The sequence below is a fragment of the Nocardiopsis changdeensis genome (assembly GCF_018316655.1).
Taxonomy (GTDB): Bacteria; Actinomycetota; Actinomycetes; order Streptosporangiales; family Streptosporangiaceae; genus Nocardiopsis; species Nocardiopsis changdeensis.
In genome coordinates this window covers 355,532-378,075 of sequence record NZ_CP074133.1, presented here as the reverse complement: position 1 = coordinate 378,075, position 22,544 = coordinate 355,532, and the positions used below count along the sequence as shown (strand labels likewise).

The 22,544-nt window shown below is 72.5% G+C and carries 21 protein-coding genes; 9 read left to right on the top strand and 12 right to left on the bottom strand.

The features are described 5' to 3' along the window. Nucleotides 1–8: 8 nt before the first annotated feature. Nucleotides 9–662: a response regulator transcription factor gene (locus KGD84_RS01820; protein WP_220564389.1), complete on the bottom strand. Its 654-nt coding sequence runs from the start codon at nt 660–662 to the stop codon at nt 9–11. 165 nt (nt 663–827) lie between these two features. Then, nucleotides 828–1,019 carry a hypothetical protein gene (locus KGD84_RS01815; RefSeq protein WP_220564388.1) on the bottom strand — a complete coding sequence of 64 codons (192 nt, stop codon included), beginning with the start codon at nt 1,017–1,019 and terminating at the stop codon, nt 828–830. Nucleotides 1,020–1,329: 310 nt separating this feature from the next. Between KGD84_RS01815 and KGD84_RS01810 the strand changes: the two genes are divergently transcribed. Further along, entirely contained in the window at nt 1,330–1,509 is a 180-nt protein-coding gene (locus KGD84_RS01810) for a hypothetical protein (RefSeq protein WP_220564387.1), read from the top strand. A 2-nt stretch (nt 1,510–1,511) separates the two neighbouring features. Here the strand turns inward: KGD84_RS01810 and KGD84_RS33505 are convergent, their stop codons facing one another. The 4 genes from KGD84_RS33505 to KGD84_RS01790 all read right to left on the bottom strand — a co-directional run bounded on the left by KGD84_RS33505 (nt 1,512) and on the right by KGD84_RS01790 (nt 5,861). Continuing rightward, nucleotides 1,512–2,711 carry a sensor histidine kinase gene (locus tag KGD84_RS33505; protein ID WP_277615499.1) on the bottom strand — a complete coding sequence of 400 codons (1,200 nt, stop codon included), beginning with the start codon at nt 2,709–2,711 and terminating at the stop codon, nt 1,512–1,514. Continuing rightward, a complete protein-coding gene (locus KGD84_RS01800; RefSeq protein WP_220564386.1) occupies nt 2,708–3,919 on the bottom strand; it encodes a sensor histidine kinase in 1,212 nt (403 codons plus the stop codon). The genes KGD84_RS33505 and KGD84_RS01800 overlap by 4 nt, the downstream gene beginning before the upstream one ends. Before the next feature lie 70 nt (nt 3,920–3,989). Continuing rightward, a complete protein-coding gene (locus KGD84_RS01795; RefSeq protein WP_220564385.1) occupies nt 3,990–4,832 on the bottom strand; it encodes an ABC transporter permease in 843 nt (280 codons plus the stop codon). A gap of 39 nt (nt 4,833–4,871) precedes the next feature. Further along, nucleotides 4,872–5,861, bottom strand: a complete 990-nt coding sequence (locus tag KGD84_RS01790; RefSeq protein WP_220564384.1) for an ABC transporter ATP-binding protein — start codon at nt 5,859–5,861, stop codon at nt 4,872–4,874. Between the two features lie 625 nt (nt 5,862–6,486). Between KGD84_RS01790 and KGD84_RS01785 the strand changes: the two genes are divergently transcribed. Then, nucleotides 6,487–7,152 (top strand): DUF998 domain-containing protein, encoded by a 666-nt coding sequence (locus KGD84_RS01785; protein ID WP_255646968.1) that lies wholly within the window; start codon nt 6,487–6,489, stop codon nt 7,150–7,152. A gap of 27 nt (nt 7,153–7,179) precedes the next feature. Here KGD84_RS01785 and KGD84_RS01780 read toward each other — a convergent pair whose 3' ends face one another. The 3 genes from KGD84_RS01780 to KGD84_RS01770 all read right to left on the bottom strand — a co-directional run bounded on the left by KGD84_RS01780 (nt 7,180) and on the right by KGD84_RS01770 (nt 11,356). Beyond that, on the bottom strand, nt 7,180–9,381 hold the full coding sequence (locus KGD84_RS01780; protein WP_220564382.1) for a (Fe-S)-binding protein: 2,202 nt from the start codon (nt 9,379–9,381) through the stop codon (nt 7,180–7,182). A gap of 331 nt (nt 9,382–9,712) precedes the next feature. Further along, nucleotides 9,713–10,408 (bottom strand): GOLPH3/VPS74 family protein, encoded by a 696-nt coding sequence (locus KGD84_RS01775; RefSeq protein WP_220564381.1) that lies wholly within the window; start codon nt 10,406–10,408, stop codon nt 9,713–9,715. A gap of 117 nt (nt 10,409–10,525) precedes the next feature. Then, nucleotides 10,526–11,356 (bottom strand): sensor domain-containing protein, encoded by an 831-nt coding sequence (locus tag KGD84_RS01770; protein ID WP_255646967.1) that lies wholly within the window; start codon nt 11,354–11,356, stop codon nt 10,526–10,528. 342 nt (nt 11,357–11,698) lie between these two features. On the opposite strand from KGD84_RS01770, the gene dnaK reads away from it, so the two are divergent. From dnaK to clpB, 5 genes are all read left to right on the top strand, one after another. After that, nucleotides 11,699–13,549 (top strand): molecular chaperone DnaK, encoded by a 1,851-nt coding sequence (gene dnaK, locus KGD84_RS01765; RefSeq protein WP_220564380.1) that lies wholly within the window; start codon nt 11,699–11,701, stop codon nt 13,547–13,549. Nucleotides 13,550–13,585: 36 nt separating this feature from the next. Next, entirely contained in the window at nt 13,586–14,323 is a 738-nt protein-coding gene (gene grpE, locus KGD84_RS01760) for a nucleotide exchange factor GrpE (protein ID WP_220564379.1), read from the top strand. A 126-nt stretch (nt 14,324–14,449) separates the two neighbouring features. Next, nucleotides 14,450–15,616 carry a molecular chaperone DnaJ gene (dnaJ, locus tag KGD84_RS01755; RefSeq protein ID WP_220564378.1) on the top strand — a complete coding sequence of 389 codons (1,167 nt, stop codon included), beginning with the start codon at nt 14,450–14,452 and terminating at the stop codon, nt 15,614–15,616. 5 nt (nt 15,617–15,621) lie between these two features. Continuing rightward, nucleotides 15,622–16,104: a heat shock protein transcriptional repressor HspR gene (locus KGD84_RS01750; protein ID WP_220564377.1), complete on the top strand. Its 483-nt coding sequence runs from the start codon at nt 15,622–15,624 to the stop codon at nt 16,102–16,104. A 95-nt stretch (nt 16,105–16,199) separates the two neighbouring features. Next, complete coding sequence (gene clpB, locus KGD84_RS01745) at nt 16,200–18,812, top strand: ATP-dependent chaperone ClpB (RefSeq protein ID WP_220564376.1); 2,613 nt, start codon at nt 16,200–16,202, stop codon at nt 18,810–18,812. Nucleotides 18,813–18,859: 47 nt separating this feature from the next. Here clpB and KGD84_RS01740 read toward each other — a convergent pair whose 3' ends face one another. Further along, nucleotides 18,860–19,849, bottom strand: coding sequence for an NAD-dependent epimerase/dehydratase family protein (locus KGD84_RS01740; RefSeq protein WP_220564375.1), 990 nt, complete (start codon nt 19,847–19,849; stop codon nt 18,860–18,862). Between the two features lie 131 nt (nt 19,850–19,980). Here KGD84_RS01740 and KGD84_RS01735 point away from each other — a divergent pair, with 131 nt between their 5' ends. Together KGD84_RS01735 and KGD84_RS01730 are read left to right on the top strand one after the other, a co-directional pair. Then, nucleotides 19,981–20,181 (top strand): type II toxin-antitoxin system VapB family antitoxin, encoded by a 201-nt coding sequence (locus tag KGD84_RS01735; protein ID WP_220564374.1) that lies wholly within the window; start codon nt 19,981–19,983, stop codon nt 20,179–20,181. Then, complete coding sequence (locus KGD84_RS01730) at nt 20,172–20,591, top strand: PIN domain nuclease (RefSeq protein WP_220564373.1); 420 nt, start codon at nt 20,172–20,174, stop codon at nt 20,589–20,591. The genes KGD84_RS01735 and KGD84_RS01730 overlap by 10 nt, the downstream gene beginning before the upstream one ends. 21 nt (nt 20,592–20,612) lie before the next feature. Here the strand turns inward: KGD84_RS01730 and KGD84_RS01725 are convergent, their stop codons facing one another. Together KGD84_RS01725 and KGD84_RS01720 are read right to left on the bottom strand one after the other, a co-directional pair. Continuing rightward, nucleotides 20,613–21,917, bottom strand: a complete 1,305-nt coding sequence (locus KGD84_RS01725) for an RNA polymerase sigma factor (protein ID WP_220564372.1) — start codon at nt 21,915–21,917, stop codon at nt 20,613–20,615. A gap of 48 nt (nt 21,918–21,965) precedes the next feature. Beyond that, nucleotides 21,966–22,412, bottom strand: a complete 447-nt coding sequence (locus KGD84_RS01720) for a YciI family protein (protein ID WP_220564371.1) — start codon at nt 22,410–22,412, stop codon at nt 21,966–21,968. Nucleotides 22,413–22,544 lie beyond the last annotated feature (132 nt).

Here is a 22,544-nt window from a genome sequence, read left to right as displayed (position 1 = left end):
GGGCGTGTTCAGACCGCGGTCCGGACACGCCCGGCGCCCGCGCCGTGCCGGGCGATGAGCTGGGAGCGGCGGTCGCAGCCGAACTTGCGCAGCAGGTTGGAGACGTGGAACTTGATCGCCCCGGTGCTGAGGATGAGCCGGTCGGCGATCTGCGAGTTGGACAGGCCCTGGGTGAGCAGGTCCAGCACCTCCTGCTCGCGCCGGGTCAGGCTCTCCCCGAACAGGGGCTCGGCCGTGCCGAGGTCGGCTCTCAGGATCGGCGGCATCAGCTCCATCCACCGGCCGGCGAAGGTCGGCGAGATCCACACCGCCCCGGCCAGGGCCTGTTCGATGGCGTGGGTGATGTTGCCGTCCAGGTCGTCCCGGTCCACGATGGCGTGGGCGCCCCAGCGGGCCACCTCGACGAAGCGCGGGTCGGACTCGCCCTCCAGTAAGACGACGCAGGCCGGGCCGGGGTGCTCGCGGCGGCCGGGCAGCTCGGCGATCGCGCCGCTGCGCAGCAGCAGGACGTCCAGGCCGTCCAGCTCGCCGGGGCCGGGTGCGGCGCCGAGCTCGGTCACCGACCAGTCGCGCCCCGCCAGCACCGCGCGGATGCGCCGGGCCAGCAGTGCTCCGCCCAGGTGCAGGCCGATGCGGACGGTCTTCGCCTCGTGTGCGTTCATCGCCGTTCCTCTCCCGTGCGCCGAGTCGTCTGAGCCGAGGTTCACGGCCGCGGGTCGCGCCGCCATCACAGGAAGGCGCGGCGTGTGAGGGAATCCGCGGCGGCGGGGACGCGAAAGGGCCCGTCCCCCGGGGCGGGGAGGACGGGCCGGACGGTTTCGTTCGGGTCAGGCCTTGACGGAGTTGCGGCCGCCGACCGACAGCACGGCGAAGGCGACGAGGGCGACGGCCCCGACCAGCCCGGCGCCCAGCTGGGCGCCCGGGAACGGGTCGAGGACGGCGACGGCGGCGCTCGCGGCGAGCACCGCGATGGCGGCTCCGATCAGTACCTTGCGCGGGGTTCCCTTGTTCTGGGCCATGGTGTTTCTCCTCCCGTATGCCCTTTGCGGTCACCCCCACGATCTCCCGGGGCCTTCACAGCACGATCACACGAATGCGAAAAGTGAGCGGGTGGTGGGAGAAGAGTGACGGGTGGACCGGAGGGGCCCGTCCTCCTGGTCGGACCGGGTGGTCCCGGCACTGGTCCTCCCGGGTCATGCGGGTCCCGGAGGGGGCCGCGTACCCTGGGTCCGGGTCCTCCGGACGGGTCCCCGTGCCCTCCACCGTCCGCTCCCCAGGGGGCCTGCGCCCGTCCAGGACACCTCTGTACCCCCCGGGGGGTGAACGCGTGTGGCATCCGAACCGCACCGGCCCGCTCCGCTGCACGACCACGTCGCGCTCGACGAGATCGAGCTGTACGCGGAGGTGCTCGTCGCCGCCGCCCACGCCGACCGCCGCCTGGCCCGGGAGGAGCTGGACCGGGTGCTGGGGCTGGCCCCCGGCCCCGAGGGCCCGGCCCGGGCCCGCTGAGGTCAGAGGGGCAGTACGGCGCGCAGCAGGAACCCGCCCTCGCGCGTGCGCGCCGCCGTGAGCCCGCCGCCCGCCGCCGACAGCCGCTCGGACAGCCCGCTCAGGCCGTTCCCCCTGCCGCCGTCGGCGCCGCGGGCCCCGTCGTTGGACATCTCCACCACGAGGGCCCGGCCGCCCTCCCCGCCGACCAGGGAGAAGTCGATCCGGCAGCGGGTGGCGTCGCTGTGCCGCAGCACGTTGGTGCCGCCCTCGCGCACCGCCCACGCGATCGGCGCGGTCGTCCCCGCGGGGACCTCCGGGCCCTCCAGGTCCTCCAGTCCGGTGACCTCCACCCGGACCCCGGCCGTCTCCAGGACGCCGCGCACCGAGGCGACCTCCTCGGCCAGGTCCGGCTCCCGGTACCCGTCGACCGCCGCGCGCACCTGGCCCAGCGCCTCCCGGGCGAGGCCGTGGACCTCGCGCAGCTCCTTCTCCGCGCGTTCGGGGGCCCGGTCGACGAGCCGCCCGGCCAGCTCGGCCTTGACCGCCAGCGCCGACAGGCTGTGCCCGAGCAGGTCGTGCATGTCGCGGGCGAACCGCAGCCGTTCCTCGGTGACCGCCAGCCGGGCCCGGGCGGACTGCCCCTCCACCGCCTGCCGGGTGATGTCCCACAGCCAGATGGTGGCCATGGAGCCGGAGGCCATCAGCAGCGCCCACACGATGGCCCCGGCCCAGAAGAGCAGGTGGGAGGCGAAGGGGAGGTCCGGCCTCTCGGTGAGGTAGATCGCCCACGGGGCCGCCAGCAGCACCAGCGTGACGGGGACCCCCCAGCGGCGCGGGGCCGCGAACACCCCCACGGACCACCAGGAGGCGTACAGGCCCATCGTCAGCATCGCGTCCCGGAGCAGGACGGAGGTGACGGCGAGCAGGGCGAGCGATCCCCAGTAGAGGAGGGGGTCGGGAACCCTGCGGCCGTCGATCCGGTCCCGCATCAGCAGCAGGACCAGCACGGTCAGGGGGAGCGACGTGCCCAGGGCGGCCAGCGGCCGCCACGGGTCGTCCGACGGCCCGGAGAGGACGACCTCGAAGAGCGGGATGCCGCCCAGCATCATCGCCACCATGCCCATCGTGACCATGATGATCAGGCGGGCGAAGCGCATCGTGCGGTCGTGCCGGTCCTCGGAGGGCGTCGGCGCGCCCTCGCGTTCACGGGGGGAGGTCAACGGGTCTCCTCGGCTTCGGAAGAGGGGGTCGCGCCGACGGGCAGGTGGACGCGCAGGAGGTGGCCGCCGTCCTCCGTGCGCACCGCCTCCAGGGTGCCGCCCTCCCGGCCCACCCGGTCGGCCAGCCCGTCCGTCACACCGGCGGGTCCGGTCTCCCCTCCCCGGCGGGCCCGGTCGTCGGAGACCTCCACCACCGCCCGCCCGGTGCCGGGGTCCCGGGAGAAGGCGATGCGGCAGCGGGTGGCGCCGCTGCGCCGGAGCACGTCGGTGCCGACCTCGCGCACCACCCAGGCCGCCAGGGACGCCTCCGCCGGGGAGGGGTCCAGGCCGCCCAGCCCCGTCACGGTGGTCCGGGTCCCGTCGGCCTCCAGGGCCGCCGTCACCGAGCGCACCTCCTCGGCCAGGTCCAGCTCCCGGTAGCCGCTGACCGCGGCGCGGACCCGGCGCAGCGCGTCGCGGGCCAGCGCGTGCACCTCGGCCGCCTCGGCGCGGGCCTCCTCCGGGGCCCGGGACACGTTCCGCTCCGCCCGCGCGGCCCGGGTCGCCAGCACGCTCAGGTCCTGCCCCAGCAGGTCCTGGAGGTCGCGGGTGAACCTCAGCCGCTCCTCGGCCACCGCCAGCCGGGCCTTGGCCTCCTGGGCCGCGAAGGCGTCGCGCACGATGTCCCAGAGCCGGAAGGAGACGGTGCAGCCCAGGTAGAAGAGGGCCCACATGAGGACCCCGCCCGCCCAGAAGACCGCGAACACCCCGGCGTGGGAGTCCGGGTACAGGAACGGCCAGGCGACCCACGGGACCAGGGCGGTCAGCAGTCCCAGCAGGGCGGACCGGCGCCCGTCGCGGTGCAGGTGCAGCATGACCGACAGCCACGCGCCCAGGGCGGAGACCATGTACACCTCGACCCGCAGGAACAGCGCCCCCGACCAGGCCAGGAGCACCGAAGCGACGTACAGGCGCGGGTCCGGGGCCGCCTCCCCGCGCATCCGGTCGACCAGGAGGGGGCCCATGCACACGGAGGATCCGGTGAGCAGGACCAGGGACACGGCCTCCGGCCAGCCGGGGTTGCCGTGCACGCGCGTCTGGACGAACTCGATCACGGGCCACAGGACCACGATCACGGGCGTCACGAACACCGTGTACGTGGTCATCCGGCGGGCCGTCCGCAGGTGGCGCCGCTGCGCGGCGCTCGGGGACGCGGTCTCCTGGTTCACCGTTCGAGTCTCCCCCATGGGAACGCCCGCCCCGGACGGGGCGGGCGGTACCGGGCCGGGTGCCGGGGCGTCATGCCTGGCGGGGGTCCCAGCGGAAGGTGCGGAAGGCCAGCACGGCGAACAGGAGCGTCCACAGCAGCAGCAGGCCGACGGCGGGCACGGCCGCGGCCCACAGCTCCCCGAACCCGGCCGGGGCGGCGGACGCGTAGCCCGAGAAGACGTCGTAGCCGGTGTAGGAGGCCTGGGCGAGCTGGCCCGCGGCGGTGGAGGGCAGGAAGCCCAGCACCTCGACGAGCGGGTCCGGGAACATGCTGGTCGGGAGGATGTTGCCGCCCGCGAAGAGCAGGAACATCATCGGCACCATCGAGGCCATCTGGGCGGACTCGGCGGTGCGCGCCAGCGGGGTGACGCACAGGCCCAGGAAGCTCATGGAGACGGCGCTGAGCGTGATGGCGAGCACCAGCATGACCGGGTCCTGCGGCAGCGAGCCGGAGTTGGCGTAGATCAGGGCGGCGCCCAGCACGGCGATGGCCAGGGACATGAGGACCACCAGCAGCACCACCGCCCCGAACAGCGCGCCCTGGGTGACCCCGTTGACCCGCAGCTGCTTGAGGACGAGCGACTCGCGGCGGGCGGTGAACACGTTCGAGGGGTGGCCGATACCGATGATCAGGCCGATGCTGCCCATCGCGGCGATCATGGCGAGGTCGGCGCTGCCGATGTCGCCCATGACGGGGTCGTCGGGCAGGTTCATCGGGACGAGGAACATGAACACCGCCAGGCCCAGGAACATCCAGGCGGTCTTGTAGCGGACGAAGAGGGTGAACTCGGTGCGGGCCAGGCGCAGCGTCTGGCGTACCGGGCTCATGGCGGGCGGGCGGACGGCGGTGGCGGGTTCGGCGGTGAGGGTCATGGGATGCGCTCCGGGTGCGGAAGGTCGGCGGGGGAAGGGTTACTGCTCGGCGAGGCCGGTGGCGCCGGCCACCTGGAGGAAGACGTCCTCCAGGGAGGCGCCGCGCACCTGGAGGTTGCGCAGGACCACGCCGCGCTCGGCGGCCCAGGCGACGAGCTCGGAGACCACCCGGTGCGCCCGCGACTCGACGTCGGCGCCGCCGACGGTGTACGTGGCCCACAGCCGCCCGTCGCGGGTCCGCACCGCGGCCTCGGCCCCGGACGGCTCGGGCAGGTCGTCGGTGCCGACCTCCTCCGGCACCCGGAAGGTGACCCGGTCGCCCCAGGAGGCGAGGACGTCCTCCAGGGTGCCCTCGACCCGGATCTCGCCGCGGTGCATGATGGCGAGCCGGTCGGCCAGGCGCTCGGCCTCCTCCAGGTAGTGGGTGGTGAGCAGGACCGCGACCCCCTGCCGCTTGAGCTCGGAGATGATCCGCCAGGTGGTGTGCCGGGCCTCGGGGTCCATGCCCGTGGTGGGCTCGTCGAGGTAGAGCACCTCGGGCCGGGCGACCAGGGCCTGGGCGAGGATGAGGCGGCGCTTCTGCCCGCCGGAGAGCTGGCGGACCGGGATGCGGGCCTTGTCGGTGAGGGCGACCAGCTCCAGCAGCTCGTCGGCGTCGCGGGGGTCGGAGACCAGGTCGTGGGCGAGGACGAGGGACTCCCGGACCGTGAGGTCCTCCATCAGGCCGTTGCCCTGGAGGACGGCGCCGGTGCGGCCGCGCAGGGCGGCGGGCTGGCCGTAGGGGTCGGTGCCGAACACCCGCAGGGTCCCGGAGCTGGGACGCCGGAAGCCCTCCAGCGTCTCGATGGTGGTGGTCTTGCCGGCGCCGTTGGTGCCCAGCAGGGCGAACAGCTCGCCGGGGCGGATCTCGAAGGAGATGCCCTTGACCGCCTCGAAGTCGCCGTAGTGCTGGTGCAGGTCGCGGACGACCACCGCCGGGCCGTCGGGGGCGGTGCGGTCGGGGAGGGATTCGGTGCTCGTCGTCGTCATGGCTCCAGACTCCCGGAACCGGGGCCGGGGCCACAGACGCCGTTGTCACCGATCGCGTGTGGGAATCCACCGGGGCCGACGATGACAGATGTCACGGGTCCCGGGCACGGGGTGCCGCCCGCACGCGCCCCTTCCTCACCGCGTACGGGCGGCAACACCCCGGGTGGGCGCCGGGCGCCCGGTCGGGGGTGCTGGTAAGAGTTCTACACGAAAAACACGGGGCGTGGGGCGCGAACTCCGCCCTTTCGGGGTTCCCCGTGATCTTTTCCCAGGAAGTCATATCCGATGGGTGATTTCCCCGCCCGATGCGCTCGGGAGGAATAACCGGAAACCCGGCCCTGACCCGCCGAACCCCGCCGCGCCGGGTGACCGGGACGTGGTTTTCGGCCTTTCCGCAGTTCCGCATATACGGGCCGGCGAACGCCCGTACCGTAAACGGTCCGTTATTTGGAGTTCCCGTCCGGCCCCCGGTCCCGGGGAAGGTCCCCCAACCGACGGCCGCCCCGCGGCATCTCCTCTGACGACCGGCGGCCGGCTCCATCCGGAAAGGGCCGCGACCGGACTTTCCGGACCGGCGGGGCCGAGCCTACTGTGGTCCCCCTGTCCACGACGACGAAGGATGTCCATGTCACCCAACCGCGGGCTCCTGTGGTGCGGGGTCGCCGCAGGCCCCCTCTTCCTCGGGGTGTCCACCCTGGCGGGTCTGCTGCGGCCCGAATACTCCCTGGCCCGGCACCCGATCAGCTCGCTGGCGCTCAACGGGGCGGGCGGGGTCCAGGTGCTGAACTTCCTGCTCACCGGCGCGCTGCTCACGGCCTTCGCGGTCGGCGCCGGGCGCGAGCTCGGCCGCGTCGGCCGCACCGGACCCGTCCCGTGGCTGCTGGGCCTGTGCGGCGCCGGCCTGGTCGGCGCCGGGCTGTTCCGCACCGACCCGGTCAGCGGCTACCCGCCGGGCACCCCCCACGAGCTGGTCTACACGCCGCTGGGCGTCCTGCACGACGCGGCGTCCGCGCTGTTCTTCTTCGGGCTGCCGCTGGCCTGCGTGCTCTACGCCCTGCGGTCCCTGGCCGACCGGCGCTGGGTGGTCGCCGGGTACTCGGTGCTCACCGCGGCCGCCTTCTTCGCCTGCTTCCTGTGGGCGAGCGCCGGCTTCCAGCAGAACCCCGGCCTGGTCGCCGTGGGCGGGCTCTATCAGCGGGCGTCCCTGCTGGTCGGATTCGCCTGGATCGCGGTGCTGGCCCTGCTGCTGCTCCGCTCCGAGAAGACGCGGGGGGCGCCCACCCCTCGGTGAGCGCCCCCGTGCCGAGTCCGGCCGACTCTACGCGTCGGCGGGCTCGGCCTCCTGCGGCTTGCCGCCCTTGATCGAGCGCAGCAGCAGCTGGGAGACGTCGACGACCTCCAGGGTCTCCTTCGCCTCGCCCTGCGACTTCTTCTCGTTGATCGCGTCACCCAGCATGACCTGGCAGAACGGGCACGCGGTGGACACGGTGTCGGGGTTGGTGGTCAGCGCCTCGTCCACCCGCTCGGTGTTGATGCGCTTGCCGATCCGCTCCTCCATCCACATGCGGGCGCCGCCGGCGCCGCAGCAGAAGCCCCGCTCCTTGTGGCGGTGCATCTCCTGCGTCTTGACGCCGGGCACCTTCGCCATGATGTCGCGCGGCGGCGTGTACACCTTGTTGTGGCGGCCCAGGAAGCACGGGTCGTGGTAGGTGATGTTCTCGTCGATGGACTCGACCGGGGTCAGCCTGCCCTCGTCCACCAGCTTGGCCAGCAGCTGGCTGTGGTGGACGACCTCGTAGGTGCCGCCGAGCTGCGGGTACTCGTTGGCGAGGGTGTTGAAGCAGTGCGGGCAGCTGGCCACGATCTTGGTGACGCCGGCCTCGTTGAGGGTCTCGACGTTCTGCTGGGCCAGCATCTGGAAGACGTACTCCATGCCGAGACGACGCGCCGGGTCGCCGGTGCACGCCTCCATGCCGCCCAGGACGGCGAACTTGACGCCCGCGATGTCCAGCAGCTCGGCGATGGCCTTGGTGGTCTTCTTGGCCCGGTCCTCCAGGGCGCCGGCGCAGCCGACCCAGAACAGGTACTCGGTGTCCGCGTCGAGCTTGTCGTCGACGACCTGCACCTCGACCGGGTTCTCCTGGGAGGCCAGCTCCTCGATCCAGTCCATGCGCTTGTCCTCGGACATGCCCCACGGGTTGGCCTTGTTCTCCAGGTTCTTCAGGAGGGTGTTGGCCTCGGACGGGAAGTTGGACTCGACCATGACCTGGTAGCGGCGCATGTCGAGGATGTGGTCGATGTGCTCGATGTCCACCGGGCACTGCTCGACGCAGGCGCCGCAGTTGGTGCAGGACCACAGCTCGTCGGGGTGGATGACGCCACCCTCCTCCTCGGTGCCGACCAGCGGCTTCTCCAGGAGGGCGAGGACGTCGACGCCGGCGTGGCTGTCGTCGGGCTTCTCCGCGAGGGTCTCGGCGTTGATGCCCTGGAGCAGGTACGGGGCCTTCTCGTAGGCGTGCCGCTGGAGGTCGAGGATGACCTTCTTCGGGGAAAGGGGCTTGCCGGTGTTCCAGGCGGGGCACTGGGACTGGCAGCGGCCGCACTCGGTGCAGGTGGTGAAGTCGAGGAGGCCCTTCCAGGTGAAGTCCTCGATCTTGCCCGCGCCGAACGGGTCCTCGTCGGGGTCGGCCTCCTCGAAGTCCAGGGGCGCGCTCCCGTCCTTGTTCATCATCTGCTTGGCGGCGCCCAGCGACGGGGAGCCGTCGGCGTTGCGCTTGAAGTAGATGTTGACCGGGGCGATGAAGCGGTGCCAGCCCACGCCCATGGTGAGCTGGAGCGCCAGGACCATGAAGAACGCGTAGCTGATGATCAGCTTGAACGCCGCGATCAGGGCGATCGCGGGGTCGGCGACCGCCGCCTCGCCGGGCATGACCGCGCCGACCGCGTGGGAGATCGGGGTGGCCCAGACCGGGAACGGGAAGGTGTCCGTGGCGACCTTGAGCCCGCGGATCGCGAAGATCGCGAGGAGCAGGCCGATGATGTACGCCTCGACGTAGTAGCCGGTCCACTGCTTGGAGTGCATGAACCGCGAGTCGCGGCCCTTGCGCGCGGGGCGGTTGAGCACCCGGTACGCGGTCAGACCCAGGATGCCGACGAGGCTGGCCCCGGCGATCAGCTCGATGGCCAGGCCGTAGACCGTCCAGTCGTAGATGAACGGCAGGTGGAAGTGCGGGTCGAAGACCTCGCCCTGTGCCTCGATGACCGTGAAGACCAGCAGGGGGAAGGAGACCATCACGAACCAGTGGGCCACACCCACCCACGGCCGCTTGAGCATCCTGCCGTGGCCGACGATCTCGATGATCGCCATCGTGAGCCGTTGTCCGAACGGCCCCTTGCGCTCGGCCTCCACCGGTCGGCCCACGTTCACGGTCCGCACGATCTGGCGGACTGCCAGACCGAACATGGTGAAGGCGACCACGGCGAGGACCGAGGTGATGATGCCCAGTGTCAGGTACAGCATCGCCCGTGGCCTCCCATCCTGCTGCGTCGGCCGGTGCGCCACACACCGGCGGTCGAAATCTATGTTACTAGCGGGTAATCATGCGACGGCCACCGGCTCTGCGGGAAACCCCGACCGCGCAGGGGCAACGCTAGTGACTCCTGCCGCAACGAAACCACGCGGGTCCACCCTGTTCACCCCGTGACACGCGCCGCGGCGGCGCCCCGCGGCACCCCCGCGCGCACCGCGTCCGCCCATTCCACCGCTCCCCCGCACCGCCCGGCATCGGTCATCCCACCGGCCCCGCACGACGGCGCCCGCCGGCCGGGGCCGACGGGCGCGGAGCGGCGGGTCACCCCTGCGGGGGGAGCGCGTTCGCGGCGGCGAGGGCCGCGGCCACGGAGCCGGCGACGGCCGCGGTGGTGGTGCGGGCCACCGCCTCGGCGGCGGCCCCGGCGCCCCAGTCGCCCCGTTCGAGCGCCTTGGCACGGGCGATGACCTCGGAGTTCCAGGGGATCTCCCGGTGCAACTGCGGCAGCGATCCGCTCGCCGAGACCAGCGCCGCGAGCGCGGCCACCCGCGGCTCCGGCGGCGCCCCGTCCTCCAGGACGGCGCGGACCCCCTCGACGAGCCCGGCCCGGCGGCCGCCGCCGTCCTCCAGGGCCGTGGAGTCGAACAGGCCGAGGGTCCTGCGCTTCACACGGCGGATGTCGCCGCGCTCGACGAGGCGGTCCAGCACGGGGCCGCGCAGGCGGGGGCCGATCGCGGCGAGCACCGTCCCGGCGCTCCGCGGCCCGGTGGCGACGTGGTCCCAGCCGGAGCGCAGGAGCGGGTCGGCCGGGGCGCCACCCTCCACCGCCTCGACGCGCGCGCCGCCCGGGCCCGGGCCGCCGACCGCCACGTGGCCCCCGGCCCCCAGCTCGGTGAGGACGGCTCCCCCCAGGACGTAGAAGAGGGTGTTCTCGCCGGCGATCGTGCCCGAGGCGGGCTGGAACAGGACGAGCATGACGTCCTCGGCCAGGAGCGGCCGCCCGGGGCCCTGCGTCATCGGTGCCGCCTCTCGGGAGTCCGTGTGCGTCCGCTCCCCAGTCTTCCAGGGCGGGCGGCACCGGGGAAGGACGCCGGGCCGGGCGCGCACCGGGGCCGGGGCCCCGGGGCCGGACGGTCAGACCCCGGCGGGGACGCGGTCCGCCGGGGCGGTGTACACGCGCACCCGGGGGTCCTCCGGCAGGAGCAGCAGCGCCCGGCCGACGGAGGCGTCGGCGTAGGCGCAGGCGCGCACCACCGCGGGCAGGGTGAGCAGGAACAGCGCGCCCGCGGCCATGTGCAGCAGGGCGGTGGCGACCAGCGGGTGGTCCATCGACAGCTGCGAGCCCAGGTCGGTGTACCCGGGGATGGTGTACAGCGACCACCCCCAGAGCGGGTAGAGCAGGCCGGCCAGCGCGCCGGCCCACCAGGTGACCGTGACGACGAAGGCGACCAGGGCGACCGGGAAACGCACCACCGCGTGCAGCGCCTCCAGCCAGCTGCGCCCGCAGGCCAGCGGGGCCAGTGCCCGGCGCAGCGGTCCGGCGCCGGGGGCGGGGGCGCGGTAGGGGGCGCGCAGGACGGGACCGCCGGTGAGGTCGGCGAGGCGGATCCGGTCCACGTGGGCGATCCCGCGGGCCGCGTACAGGGTGCCCACCAGGACGAACAGCCCCACCCCGGCGACCGCGGCGCCCAGCCCGGCGGCCAGGCCGGTGACGACCAGGGAGAACGAGACCACGGCGAGGGGCAGGCCGAGGAGCGTGTGCCGGGTGTCGGCGAGGAGCTGTACGGGCCAGGGACGGGGGGCGGGAGAGCCGTGCCGGAGGTGGGCGGTGGAGGGAGACGAGTGGGAAAAGGGGTGAGCCGAAGGCTCTCCGTTGAGGGTGGTGGAGGGCGACGGGTGGGCGGGACCGCGCCGAAGGCGTCCGTTGAGGGTGGTGGAGGGCGACGGGTGGGCGGTTGTGTCCATGTCCCGAAGCTACGGCCGCGGCCCCCGTCCCGTCGGGGCCGCGCGCACCCCTTTCGCGGGTCGCGGCCCCCCGTATCGGGGGTGGTGCGCACACCACCCCCGACCCGTCCCCGGTTCTCCCCGGGGTCGACCCCGAGTCACGGTCAAGGATCCCCCCGGGTTCCCCCGGGGTTCCGTCATCTTCCTCGTGAAACCCGCCGGAGTCGGGAACAACCCCGCAGGGTCGCTCGTTGTCAGGTCGTAGAAAGTAACTTGAGTCTCCTCGACTCAACTGACTTGACAACCCTCGCCGGACGAAGCAAACTTACGCCCGAACGACTCAACTTTGACGGAGGAAGCAACATGGCACGTGCGGTCGGAATCGACCTCGGTACGACGAACTCCTGTGTCGCGGTCCTGGAGGGCGGTGAGCCCACGGTCATCACCAACGCCGAGGGCTCCCGCACCACCCCGTCCGTCGTCGCCTTCGCCAAGAACGGTGAGGTCCTCGTCGGCGAGGTCGCCAAGCGCCAGGCGGTCACCAACGTCGACCGCACCATCCGGTCGGTCAAGCGCCACATCGGCACCGACTGGACGGTGAAGATCGACGACAAGACCTTCAACCCCCAGCAGATCAGCGCCTTCATCCTGCAGAAGCTCAAGCGCGACGCCGAGGCCTACCTCGGCGAGGACGTGACCGACGCCGTCATCACCGTCCCCGCCTACTTCAGCGACTCCCAGCGCCAGGCCACCAAGGAGGCCGGCACCATCGCGGGCCTCAACGTCCTGCGCATCATCAACGAGCCCACCTCCGCCGCCCTCGCCTACCACCTGGAGAAGGAGGACGAGGCCACGATCCTCGTCTACGACCTCGGTGGCGGCACCTTCGACGTCTCCCTGCTGGAGGTCGGCGACGGCGTGGTCGAGGTCAAGGCCACCAACGGCGACAACCACCTGGGCGGCGACGACTGGGACCAGGCGATCGTCGACTGGCTGGTCGAGAAGTTCAAGAACGCCAACGGCGTGGACCTCTCCAAGGACAAGATGGCGCTCCAGCGCCTGCGCGAGGCCGCGGAGAAGGCCAAGATCGAGCTGTCCTCCTCCAGCGAGACGCAGATCAACCTGCCCTACATCACCGCCTCGGCGGAGGGCCCGCTGCACCTGGACGAGAAGCTCACCCGCGCCGAGTTCCAGCGGCTGACCGCCGACCTGGTCGAGCGGACCAAGATCCCGTTCCAGCAGGTCATCAAGGACGCGGGCATCAGCCTGAGCGAGATCGAGCACGTGGTGCTGGTCGGCGGCTCCACCCGCATGCCCGCCATCGTCGAGCTCGTCAAGGAGCTGACCGGCGGCAAGGAGCCCAACAAGGGCGTCAACCCCGACGAGGTCGTGGCGATCGGCGCCGCGCTCCAGGCCGGCGTGCTCAAGGGCGAGGTCAAGGACGTCCTGCTGCTGGACGTGACCCCGCTGTCCCTGGGCATCGAGACCAAGGGCGGCGTGTTCACCAAGCTCATCGAGCGCAACACGACCATCCCGACCAAGCGCTCCGAGATCTTCACGACGGCCGACGACAACCAGCCGTCCGTGCAGATCCAGGTCTACCAGGGCGAGCGCGAGATGGCCCGCGACAACAAGAAGCTGGGCGTCTTCGACCTGACCGGTCTGCCCCCGGCGCCGCGCGGCGTCCCGCAGATCGAGGTGGCCTTCGACATCGACGCCAACGGCATCGTCAACGTCACTGCCAAGGACCTGGGCACCGGCCGCGAGCAGTCCGTCACCATCTCCGGCGGTTCGGCGATGTCCAAGGACGACATCGACAAGATGGTCCGCGAGGCCGAGCAGTACGCCGAGGACGACCGCAAGCGCCGCGAGAGCGCCGAGGTCCGCAACAACGCCGAGTCCCTCGTGTTCCAGACCGAGAAGGTCATCAAGGACAACGAGGACAAGATCCCGGCGGACGTGCGCTCGGAGACCGAGGCCGCGCTGGCCGACCTGAAGACCGCCCTGGAGGGGTCGGACGTCGACACCATCCGCACGGCGAGCGAGAAGGTCGCGCTGGCGAGCCAGAAGATCGGTTCGGCGATCTACAGCCAGGGCCAGCAGCAGGGCGCCGACGGTGCCGCCGGCGAGTCCGCCTCCGACGCCTCGGCGGACGACGCCGACGTCGTCGACGCCGAGATCGTCGACGAGGACAACAAGGGCGACCGGTCCTGACCCGCTTCGGCCGAGAGGAAGGAGGGCGCGTCCCAGATGGCGCAGTCTGACAACGCGAACGGCAGCGCGGGCGACGGCGAGGAGCGCCGGGGCCCGGTGATCCGCGACAACCGCCGCATCGACCCGGAGACCGGCGAGGTGCGCGGGGCCGCGGCGGAGGAGCCCGAGGAGGCCCCGGAGGCCGGGGCCGACGACGGGGCGGACACCGGAGCCGACGCCGAGGAGGTCGAGGGGATCGAGATCCCCGACACCCCCGAGCAGGTGGTGTCCGAGGCGATCAACGCCGACGAGCGGGTCGTGGAGCTCACCAACGACATCAAGCGCGTGCAGGCGGAGTACTCCAACTACCGCAAGCGCGTCGAGCGGGACCGGGTGGCCGTCCGGGAGGTCGCCACCGCCCAGGTCCTGGGTGAACTCCTGCCGATCCTCGACGACATCGGCCGGGCCCGCGACCACGACGAGCTCACCGGCGGGTTCAAGGCGGTGGGCGAGGCCCTGGAGGGCGCGGTCGCCAAGCTGGGCCTGGAGCGGTTCGCCGAGCAGGGCGACGACTTCGACCCGAACGTCCACGAGGCGCTGACCCTGGTCCCGGTCCCCGGGATCTCGGTGCAGACGGTGGTGGAGGTCTTCCAGCCGGGGTACCGGATGGGCGAGCGGATCCTGCGCCCGGCCCGTGTGGTCGTCGGCGACCCGGTGGAGGGCTCCGAGGAGTCCGGCTCCGCCGAGGCGCCCGCCGGCGACGCGGAGGACTCCGGCGGCAGGGCCGAGGAGTAGCGGTCGGACCCGCGGCTCTGCGGGCCACCCACGGGTGGCCCGCAGAGCCGACCCCGGTCCCGGGCGATCCGGGACCACCTGGAAACATCGGACGCGATCAGAGCAGCGGGAGAAGGCACCCAGTCGATGAGCACCAAGGACTACCTGGAGAAGGACTACTACAAGGTCCTCGGAGTCTCAAAGACCGCCTCCAAGGACGAGATCAAGTCGTCCTACCGCAAGCTGGCGCGCGAGAACCACCCCGACGCCAACACCGGCGACCCCAAGGCCGAGGACCGCTTCAAGGAGATCTCCGAGGCGTACAACGTCCTGTCGGACGACAAGCGCCGCAAGGAGTACGACGACGCGCGGTCCCTGTTCGGCGGCTCGTACCGGCCCGGCGGCGGGACCGGTCCGGGCGGGTTCGACATGAGCGACCTGTTCGGCCAGGGCGGCACCGCCGGTAGCGGGGGCACCGGCGGCGAGCGGCTCAGCGACCTCTTCGGCGGCCTGTTCGGCGGCCGGGGCCGCGGCGGCACCGGCACGCGCAGCAGGCGCGGCGCCGACGTCGAGACCGAGGCCACCCTGACCTTCCGCGAGGCCGCGGACGGGGTGACCCGCTCCTTCCAGCTGGCCAGCGAGGCGCCCTGTCCCACCTGCAAGGGGACCGGGGCCAAGGCGGGCACCGCCCCGCGGATGTGCCCCAAGTGCTCGGGCACCGGGCACGAGAACACCAACCTCGGCGGCTTCTCCCTGTCGGAGCCGTGCAGCGAGTGCAAGGGGCGCGGCCTGGTCGTCGACGACCCCTGCGACACCTGCCACGGCAGCGGGCGCGGCAAGAGCACCCGCACCATCCAGACGCGCATCCCCGCCGGTGTGGCCGACGGCCAGCGCATCCGCATCAAGGGCAAGGGCGCGCCGGGCGAGAACGGCGGGCCCGCCGGCGACCTGTACGTCGTCGTCCACGTGAAGGAGCACCCGGTGTTCGGCAGGAGCGGCGACAACGTCACGATCACCGTTCCGGTCACGTTCCCCGAGGCGGTGCTCGGCGCCGACGTGCGCATCCCGACCCTGGGCGGCTTCCCGGTGACGGTCAAGGTGCCGCCGGGCACGCAGAACGGCCACAAGCTGCGGGTGCGCGGCAAGGGCGCCACCCGCAAGGACGGCACCACCGGCGACATGATCGTCACCCTGGAGGTCTCCGTCCCCAAGAACCTCAACGGCGATGCCCGCGAGGCCCTGGAGAAGTTCCGCGCGGCGACGTCCGACCACGACCCGCGCGACGGGCTCGAAGCGCGGGCGAAGGGTGCGTGAGACCGATGAACGACTCCTTCGGCGTGGACGCGCCGGTCTACGTGATATCCGTGGCGGCCGAACTGGCGGGCATGCACCCGCAGACGCTGCGGCAGTACGACCGGCTGGGGATCGTGTCCCCGGGCCGGACCTCCGGACGCGGTAGGCGCTACTCCATGCGCGACGTGCAGACCCTGCGCGAGGTGCAGCGGCTGTCGCAGGAGGAGGGCATCAACCTGGCCGGGATCAAGCGGATCCTGGAACTGGAGCACGAGGCGGAGCAGCTGCGCGAGCAGGTGTTCCACCTCGCCAACGAACTGGAGGCGGCGCGCCGGGCGGTGGCCCGGCGGGCCCGCCCGCCCCGCTCCGAGAGCGGGACCGCGGTGCGCGGCGAACTGGTCCGGCGCACCCGCGTGACGATCTTCAACACCGCCGAGGACGATGGTCAGCGGAGGGACTCCGGACAGGAGGGCCCCGGCCCCGACCGGATCGGCGGCGACGGGGCCTGACGGCCGCGACGGCCGGCCCGGCACGGGGGCACGGGGTCCGGTCGGCCGCGACACATCACCCTGCGTGACACGGCTTGCATAAGGAGTCACCGCACATGAACTACAAGCTCACCCAGAAGAGCCAGGAGGCCCTGTCGGTGGCCATCCGCCTGGCCACCACCAAGGGCAACCCCCAGACCGAGCCGGTGCACCTGCTGACCGCGCTGCTGGACCAGGCCGAGGGCGTCACCCGCCCGCTCCTCAAGGAGGTCGGGGCCGACCCCGACCGGCTCAAGGACAGGGTCGACGAGGCCGTCGACGCGCTGCCCCGGGTGACCGGGTCCACGGCGGCCTCGCCCGGCTCCTCCCGCCAGCTCATCGTCTCCATCAACACCGCCGCCCAGCGCGCGCAGCAGATGGAGGACGAGTACGTCTCCACCGAGCACCTGCTGGTGGGCCTGGCCGCCGACGGCGGCGAGGCGGCCCGGCTGCTCAAGGACTCCGGCGCCACGCCCGAGGCGCTGCTCGACGCGTTCGAGCGGGTGCGCGGCAAGCGGCGGGTCACCACGGAGAACCCCGAGGAGACCTACCAGGCGCTGGAGAAGTACGGCGTCGACCTGACCGAGCGGGCCCGCGAGGGCAAGGTGGACCCGGTGATCGGCCGCGACGGCGAGATCCGGCGGGTCATCCAGGTGCTCAGCCGCCGCACCAAGAACAACCCGGTGCTCATCGGCGAGCCCGGCGTCGGCAAGACCGCCGTGGTGGAGGGCCTGGCCCAGCGCATCGTCGCGGGCGACGTGCCCCAGTCCCTGCTCGGCAAGCGGCTGATCAGCCTGGACCTGTCGGCGATGGTGGCGGGCGCCAAGTACCGGGGCGAGTTCGAGGAGCGCCTCAAGGCGGTGCTCCAGGAGATCAAGGACTCCGAGGGCCAGGTCATCACGTTCATCGACGAGCTGCACACCATGGTCGGCGCCGGGGCCTCCGGCGACGGGTCCATGGACGCCGGGAACATGCTGAAGCCGATGCTGGCCCGCGGCGAGCTGCGCATGGTCGGCGCGACCACGCTGGACGAGTACCGGGAGCGGATCGAGAAGGACCCCGCCCTGGAGCGCCGCTTCCAGCAGGTGTTCGTGGGCGAGCCGACGGCCACCGACACCATCGCGATCCTGCGCGGGCTCAAGGGCCGCTACGAGGCGCACCACAAGGTGCAGATCTCCGACTCGGCGCTGGTGGCCGCCGCGACCCTGTCCGACCGCTACATCACCGCGCGCTTCCTGCCGGACAAGGCCATCGACCTCATCGACGAGGCGGCGTCCCGGCTGCGCATGGAGATCGACTCCAGCCCGGTGGAGATCGACGAGCTGCGCCGCACCGTCGACCGCCTGAAGATGGAGGAGATGGCGCTCGACAAGGAGTCGGACCCGGCGTCCCGGCAGCGGCTGGAGCGGCTGCGCGCGGACCTGGCCGACAAGCAGGAGCGCCTCAACGGGCTGGTCGCCCGCTGGGAGCAGGAGAAGGCGGGCCTGAACCGGGTCGGCGACCTCAAGGGCCACTTGGACGAGCTGCGCACCCGGGCCGAGCTGGCCGAGCGCGAGGGCGACTTCGCCACGGCGTCCCGGCTGATGTACGGGGAGATCCCGCAGCTGGAGAAGCAGCTGGAGGAGGCCTCCCAGGCGGAGGAGTCCGCCGAGGCCGAGACCGACTCCATGGTCAAGGACGAGGTCGGCGCCGACGAGGTGGCCGAGGTGGTCTCGTCCTGGACCGGCATCCCGGTGGGGCGGATGATGGAGGGCGAGACCTCCAAGCTGCTGCGCATGGAGGAGGAGCTGGGCCGGCGGCTGATCGGCCAGCGGTCCGCCGTCGTGGCCGTGGCGGACGCCGTGCGCCGGGCGCGCGCGGGCATCTCCGACCCCGACCGGCCGACGGGCTCGTTCCTGTTCCTGGGGCCGACCGGCGTCGGCAAGACCGAGCTGGCCAAGGCGCTGGCGGAGTTCCTGTTCGACGACGAGCGGGCGATCGTCCGCATCGACATGAGCGAGTACTCCGAGAAGCACTCGGTGTCCCGCCTGGTCGGCGCGCCCCCCGGGTACGTCGGCTACGAGGAGGGCGGCCAGCTCACCGAGGCGGTGCGCCGCCGGCCGTACACGGTGGTGCTGCTGGACGAGGTGGAGAAGGCCCACATCGAGGTGTTCGACACCCTGCTCCAGGTCCTGGACGACGGCCGGCTGACCGACGGCCAGGGGCGGCTGGTGGACTTCCGCAACACCATCCTCATCCTCACCTCCAACCTGGGCTCGCAGTTCCTGGTGGACCAGACCCTGGACGAGGCGACGCGCGAGCAGCGGGTCATGGACGTGGTGCGGGCGACGTTCAAGCCCGAGTTCCTCAACCGGCTCGACGACGTGATCATGTTCGAGGCGCTGTCCATCGAGGACCTGACGCGGATCGTGGACCTCCAGGTGGAGAAGCTGGCCCGCCGCCTGGCGGACCGGCGCCTGAACCTGGACGTGACGCCGGGGGCGCGGGAGTGGCTGGCGATGACCGGCTACGACCCCAACTACGGGGCCCGGCCGCTGCGCCGCCTGGTGCAGTCCTCGATCGGCGACCCGCTCGCCCGCGAGCTGCTGTCGGGCGCGCTGACCGAGGGGGACACGGTGGTGGTGGACGTCAACGACGCCGCCGACAGGCTGGTCGTGTCGTCCCGACCGCTCGGCGCGCCGGCGGAGTAGGACCCGACCGCGGGGGCCGCCCGGACCGGGCGGCCCCCGCGCGCGTGTCAGGCGCGTCCGGCCAGCAGGCGCTCCTCGGCGCCCGCGGGCAGGCCCACCGCGGGGCGGTCGGGGCGCTGCGGGGCGGTGCCGCCGATGGACACCAGCCACTCCCAGGTGTCGGCGGCGGTCTCGGCGACCGGGCGGCAGCGCAGCCCCGCGGCCACCGCCTTGGAGACGTCGTTGCCGTGCAGGGAGTCGTGCAGCTCGCCCGGCGGGAGCCACACCGGCAGCTGGGACCACGGCTCCACCTCCGCCGCGGCGACCTGCTCGGGGGTGAGCCACACGGGCTCGGCCCCGGAGCCGGTGGCGGCGACGCAGGCGTCGATCAGCTCGCCGACAGTGGCGTGCCCGGGCGGACTCACCAGGTTGAACGGCCCGGACAGCCCCGCCTCGGTGGCGTCCAGGGTCCAGGCGGCCAGGTCGCGGGCGTCCACGTACTGGATCGGCAGGTCGGCCGGGCCGGGCGCGGGGAAGGGGCCGCCCCGGGCGATCCGGTTCAGCCACCAGGGCAGGCGGCCGATGTTCTCGTAGGGGCCGAGGATGAGCCCGGCCCGCACGAACAGGGAGCGGTCGACGAAGGCCGCCTCGACGGCCAGTTCGCCGCCGCGCTTGTCCGCCGCGTACTCGGTGCCGTCGGCCCCGGGGTCGGCGTCGACCGTGGGCCAGGACTCGTCCGAGCCCGCCGCCGAGGGGTAGGTGTAGACGGAGCAGCTGGAGATGTAGGTGTAGTGCCCCGCCCGGTCGGCCAGCAGCCGGGCGGCCTCCAGCACCACCCTGGGCGCCGCCGACCAGGTGTCGACGACGGCGTCCCACTCGCCCTTCTCCAGCGCGGCCAGGCCGTCGGGGGCCAGCCGGTCGCCGTGGAGCACGGTCGCCCCCTCGGGCGCGGGCCGCGTCCCCCGGTGCAGGACGGTGACGTCCCACCCCCGTTCCAGCGCGTCCTCGACCACAGCCCGCCCGACGAACTCCGTGCCGCCCAGTACCAGAAGTCTCATGAACCGCAGTCTGGCCCTCCGCCGGGCGTGTGCGCCAGCCCTTACTGCCGAAGGCAGAAACCACACCCAGAAACCGCCAGAGGAGATATCATCAAAGAAGCCATGTTGATATCAACCAAGAGGTGATCTCCATGTCCCGAACCGTCATCGACCTCGACGAGGAGGCACTGGCCGCAGCCGCCGAGGAACTCGGCACCACCACCAAGGTCGAGACCGTCAACCGCGCGCTCCGCGAGATCGCCGCCCGCCACAGGTCGCACCGGTTCATCGATCTCATCGGCGACCTGGACCTGGACCTGGACGAACAGACGATGGGCGAGGCATGGCGCTGACCCTGTACCTGGTCGACAAGTCCGCCTACGAGATGGTGCGGCGCAGCCCCGAAGCACGGGAGCGCCTGCACGGCCTCGTCTCGTCCGGCGGATCGATCGCCATGTGCGAGATGGTCGCCCTGGAGTTGCTCTACTCTGCCCGCAACACAAGGGACTACGAGCGCCTCAAGGAGCAGTACGGCCTCCTGCCCTGGTTGGAGACCGGCAACGAGGCGATGCGGCGCGCCCTGGAGGTCCAGCACGACCTTGCCCGCAAAGGGCACCACCGGCGGGCCCTGCCCGACCTGATCATCGCGGCCACGGCCGAGGTCCACGGGGCGACCGTGGTCCACTACGACAAGGACTACGACCTGATCGCGGATGTCACCGGCCAGCCCGTCTCCTGGATCGTCCCCGCGGGCACGCTCTGACTCCCCGGGACCGGCCCGTTGTCAGTCCTCGTCCTCCGCGGTGATGACCCCCCTGAGCGAGACGGTGGGCGACCGGGCGAGGCGGTCGGCGCGGGCCAGCAGCAGGGAGCGCTCGCTCTCGTTGCGGGTGAGGGAGGCGGCGCGGCGGAACTCCGCCTCGGCCTCCTTCTCCCGGCCCAGGCGTTCGAGCAGGTCGCCGCGGACGGACGGGAGCAGGTGGTAGCCGTCCAGGGCCCCCTCCAGGGAGTCCACGATCTCCAGGGCGGCCGCCGGGCCGTGGGCCATCGACACCGCCACCGCCCGGTTGAGCTCCACCACCGGCGACCCGGTCTGCCGGGCCAGCGCCAGGTAGAGGGCGGAGATGACGGTCCAGTCGGTGTCGCCGGGGTCCAGGACCCGGGCGTGCTCGGCGGCGATCGCCGCCTGGAGGGCGTAGGGGCCGCGCGGCCGGGCGGGGTCGGGCGGCAGTGAACGCAGCAGCGACGCCATGCCGCGGGTGATGAGCATCCGGTCCCAGCGGGAGCGGTCCTGCTCGGCGAGCGGCACCGGGGACCCGTCCGGGGCGACCCGGGCGCGGAACCGGGAGGCGTGCAGCTCCATCAGCGCGAGCAGCCCGTGCACCTCGCGCTCCTCGGGGAGCAGCCCGGCGAGCACCCGGCCCAGCCGCATGGCCTCCTCGCACAGCTCGGGGCGCAGGAGGCTGTCGCCCGAGGTCGCCGCGTACCCCTCGTTGAAGACGAGGTAGACGACCTCCAGCACGGAGGCCACCCGGGCGTCGCGGTCCCCGCCGACGGGCACCTCGAAGGGCACCTTCTTCTCGGCCAGGGTGCGCTTGGCCCGGACGATGCGCTGGGCGACGGTGGACTCGGGCACCAGGAAGGCGCGGGCGATCTCCTCGGTGGTCAGCCCGCCCAGCATCCGCAGGGTCAGGGCGACCCTGGCCTGCGTGGACAGCACCGGGTGGCAGCACACGAACATCAGCCGGAGCAGGTCGTCGCCGTAGTCCTCCTCCAGGACGGCGTCGAACCCGCCCTGCCCGTCGTTCTCGACGACCTGCCGGCCGAGTTCGGCCATGCGGTCCTGGAAGCGCTCGTCGCGCCGCCAGCGGTCGACGACGCGGCGCTTGGCGACGGTGGTCAGCCAGGCGCCGGGCCGGTCGGGTACGCCCTCCCGCGGCCATTTCTCCAGGGCGCTGACCAGCGCGTCCTGGGCGAACTCCTCGGCGAGGCCGACATCGCCGACCATGCGGGTGAGCGCGGCGACGAGGCGGGCCGACTCGATTCGCCAGACCGCCTCCACCGCGCGCCGGGTATCGGTGTGACTCACGGGCCCATCAGAGCACCGCGGGACACACCGCCGCAACCCGCCCCGGGGTCAGCCCTCGTGGGCCTCGTGGGCGTTCCGCCCCCGCAGTTCGCGCTCGCGGTCCTTGAGCTCCGCGGGCATCATGTCGTCGCTGAAGTCGTCGGTGTCCATGATCCGGCGCAGGATCAGGTTCAGCTCCGCGGAGTCGCCCGCCGGGGGGTGGGGGCAGCGCTTGGCCCACTCCACGGCCTCCTCGGGCGAGGACACCTGGAGGATCCAGTACCCGGCGATGAACTCCTTGGCCTCCGCGAAGGGGCCGTCGGTCACCCGGGCCCCGCCGTTGGAGAAGGTCACCCGGACGGCCTCGGCGGAGGGCGCCAGGCCGTCCCCGGCGAGCAGCACGCCGGCCTTGACCAGCTCCTCGTTGTAGGCGGCCATCGCCTCGAAGATCTCCGGGGTCATCTCGGTGTTCGCCTCGGCCTGCGGGTCGGACATGATCGACATCATGTAGCGCATGGTGTTCGCCTTCCGTGCGGTGTGGGGGTCCCTCCCCCGCTCTCACCTGTTCGTCGAACGGGCGGCCGCCGGATCGACATCCTTCCGAGAATTTTTTTCCGGGCCGTGTGAAGCCCCTGCGAATCCGGCGCC

What these genes read in the sequence shown, in the direction of transcription:
- KGD84_RS01735 (WP_220564374.1), top strand. Translation starts at nt 19,981, where the DNA reads ATGTCCCGAACCGTCATCGACCTCGACGAGGAGGCACTGGCCGCAGCC.
- KGD84_RS01730 (WP_220564373.1), top strand. Translation starts at nt 20,172, where the DNA reads ATGGCGCTGACCCTGTACCTGGTCGACAAGTCCGCCTACGAGATGGTG.
- KGD84_RS01740 (WP_220564375.1), bottom strand. Translation starts at nt 19,849, where the DNA reads ATGAGACTTCTGGTACTGGGCGGCACGGAGTTCGTCGGGCGGGCTGTG.
- KGD84_RS01720 (WP_220564371.1), bottom strand. Translation starts at nt 22,412, where the DNA reads ATGCGCTACATGATGTCGATCATGTCCGACCCGCAGGCCGAGGCGAAC.
- dnaK (WP_220564380.1), top strand. Translation starts at nt 11,699, where the DNA reads ATGGCACGTGCGGTCGGAATCGACCTCGGTACGACGAACTCCTGTGTC.
- KGD84_RS01770 (WP_255646967.1), bottom strand. Translation starts at nt 11,356, where the DNA reads ATGGACACAACCGCCCACCCGTCGCCCTCCACCACCCTCAACGGACGC.
- KGD84_RS01815 (WP_220564388.1), bottom strand. Translation starts at nt 1,019, where the DNA reads ATGGCCCAGAACAAGGGAACCCCGCGCAAGGTACTGATCGGAGCCGCC.
- KGD84_RS01785 (WP_255646968.1), top strand. Translation starts at nt 6,487, where the DNA reads ATGTCACCCAACCGCGGGCTCCTGTGGTGCGGGGTCGCCGCAGGCCCC.
- KGD84_RS01775 (WP_220564381.1), bottom strand. Translation starts at nt 10,408, where the DNA reads ATGACGCAGGGCCCCGGGCGGCCGCTCCTGGCCGAGGACGTCATGCTC.
- clpB (WP_220564376.1), top strand. Translation starts at nt 16,200, where the DNA reads ATGAACTACAAGCTCACCCAGAAGAGCCAGGAGGCCCTGTCGGTGGCC.
- KGD84_RS01790 (WP_220564384.1), bottom strand. Translation starts at nt 5,861, where the DNA reads ATGACGACGACGAGCACCGAATCCCTCCCCGACCGCACCGCCCCCGAC.
- KGD84_RS01750 (WP_220564377.1), top strand. Translation starts at nt 15,622, where the DNA reads ATGAACGACTCCTTCGGCGTGGACGCGCCGGTCTACGTGATATCCGTG.
- dnaJ (WP_220564378.1), top strand. Translation starts at nt 14,450, where the DNA reads ATGAGCACCAAGGACTACCTGGAGAAGGACTACTACAAGGTCCTCGGA.
- KGD84_RS01820 (WP_220564389.1), bottom strand. Translation starts at nt 662, where the DNA reads ATGAACGCACACGAGGCGAAGACCGTCCGCATCGGCCTGCACCTGGGC.
- KGD84_RS01780 (WP_220564382.1), bottom strand. Translation starts at nt 9,381, where the DNA reads ATGCTGTACCTGACACTGGGCATCATCACCTCGGTCCTCGCCGTGGTC.
- KGD84_RS01795 (WP_220564385.1), bottom strand. Translation starts at nt 4,832, where the DNA reads ATGACCCTCACCGCCGAACCCGCCACCGCCGTCCGCCCGCCCGCCATG.
- grpE (WP_220564379.1), top strand. Translation starts at nt 13,586, where the DNA reads ATGGCGCAGTCTGACAACGCGAACGGCAGCGCGGGCGACGGCGAGGAG.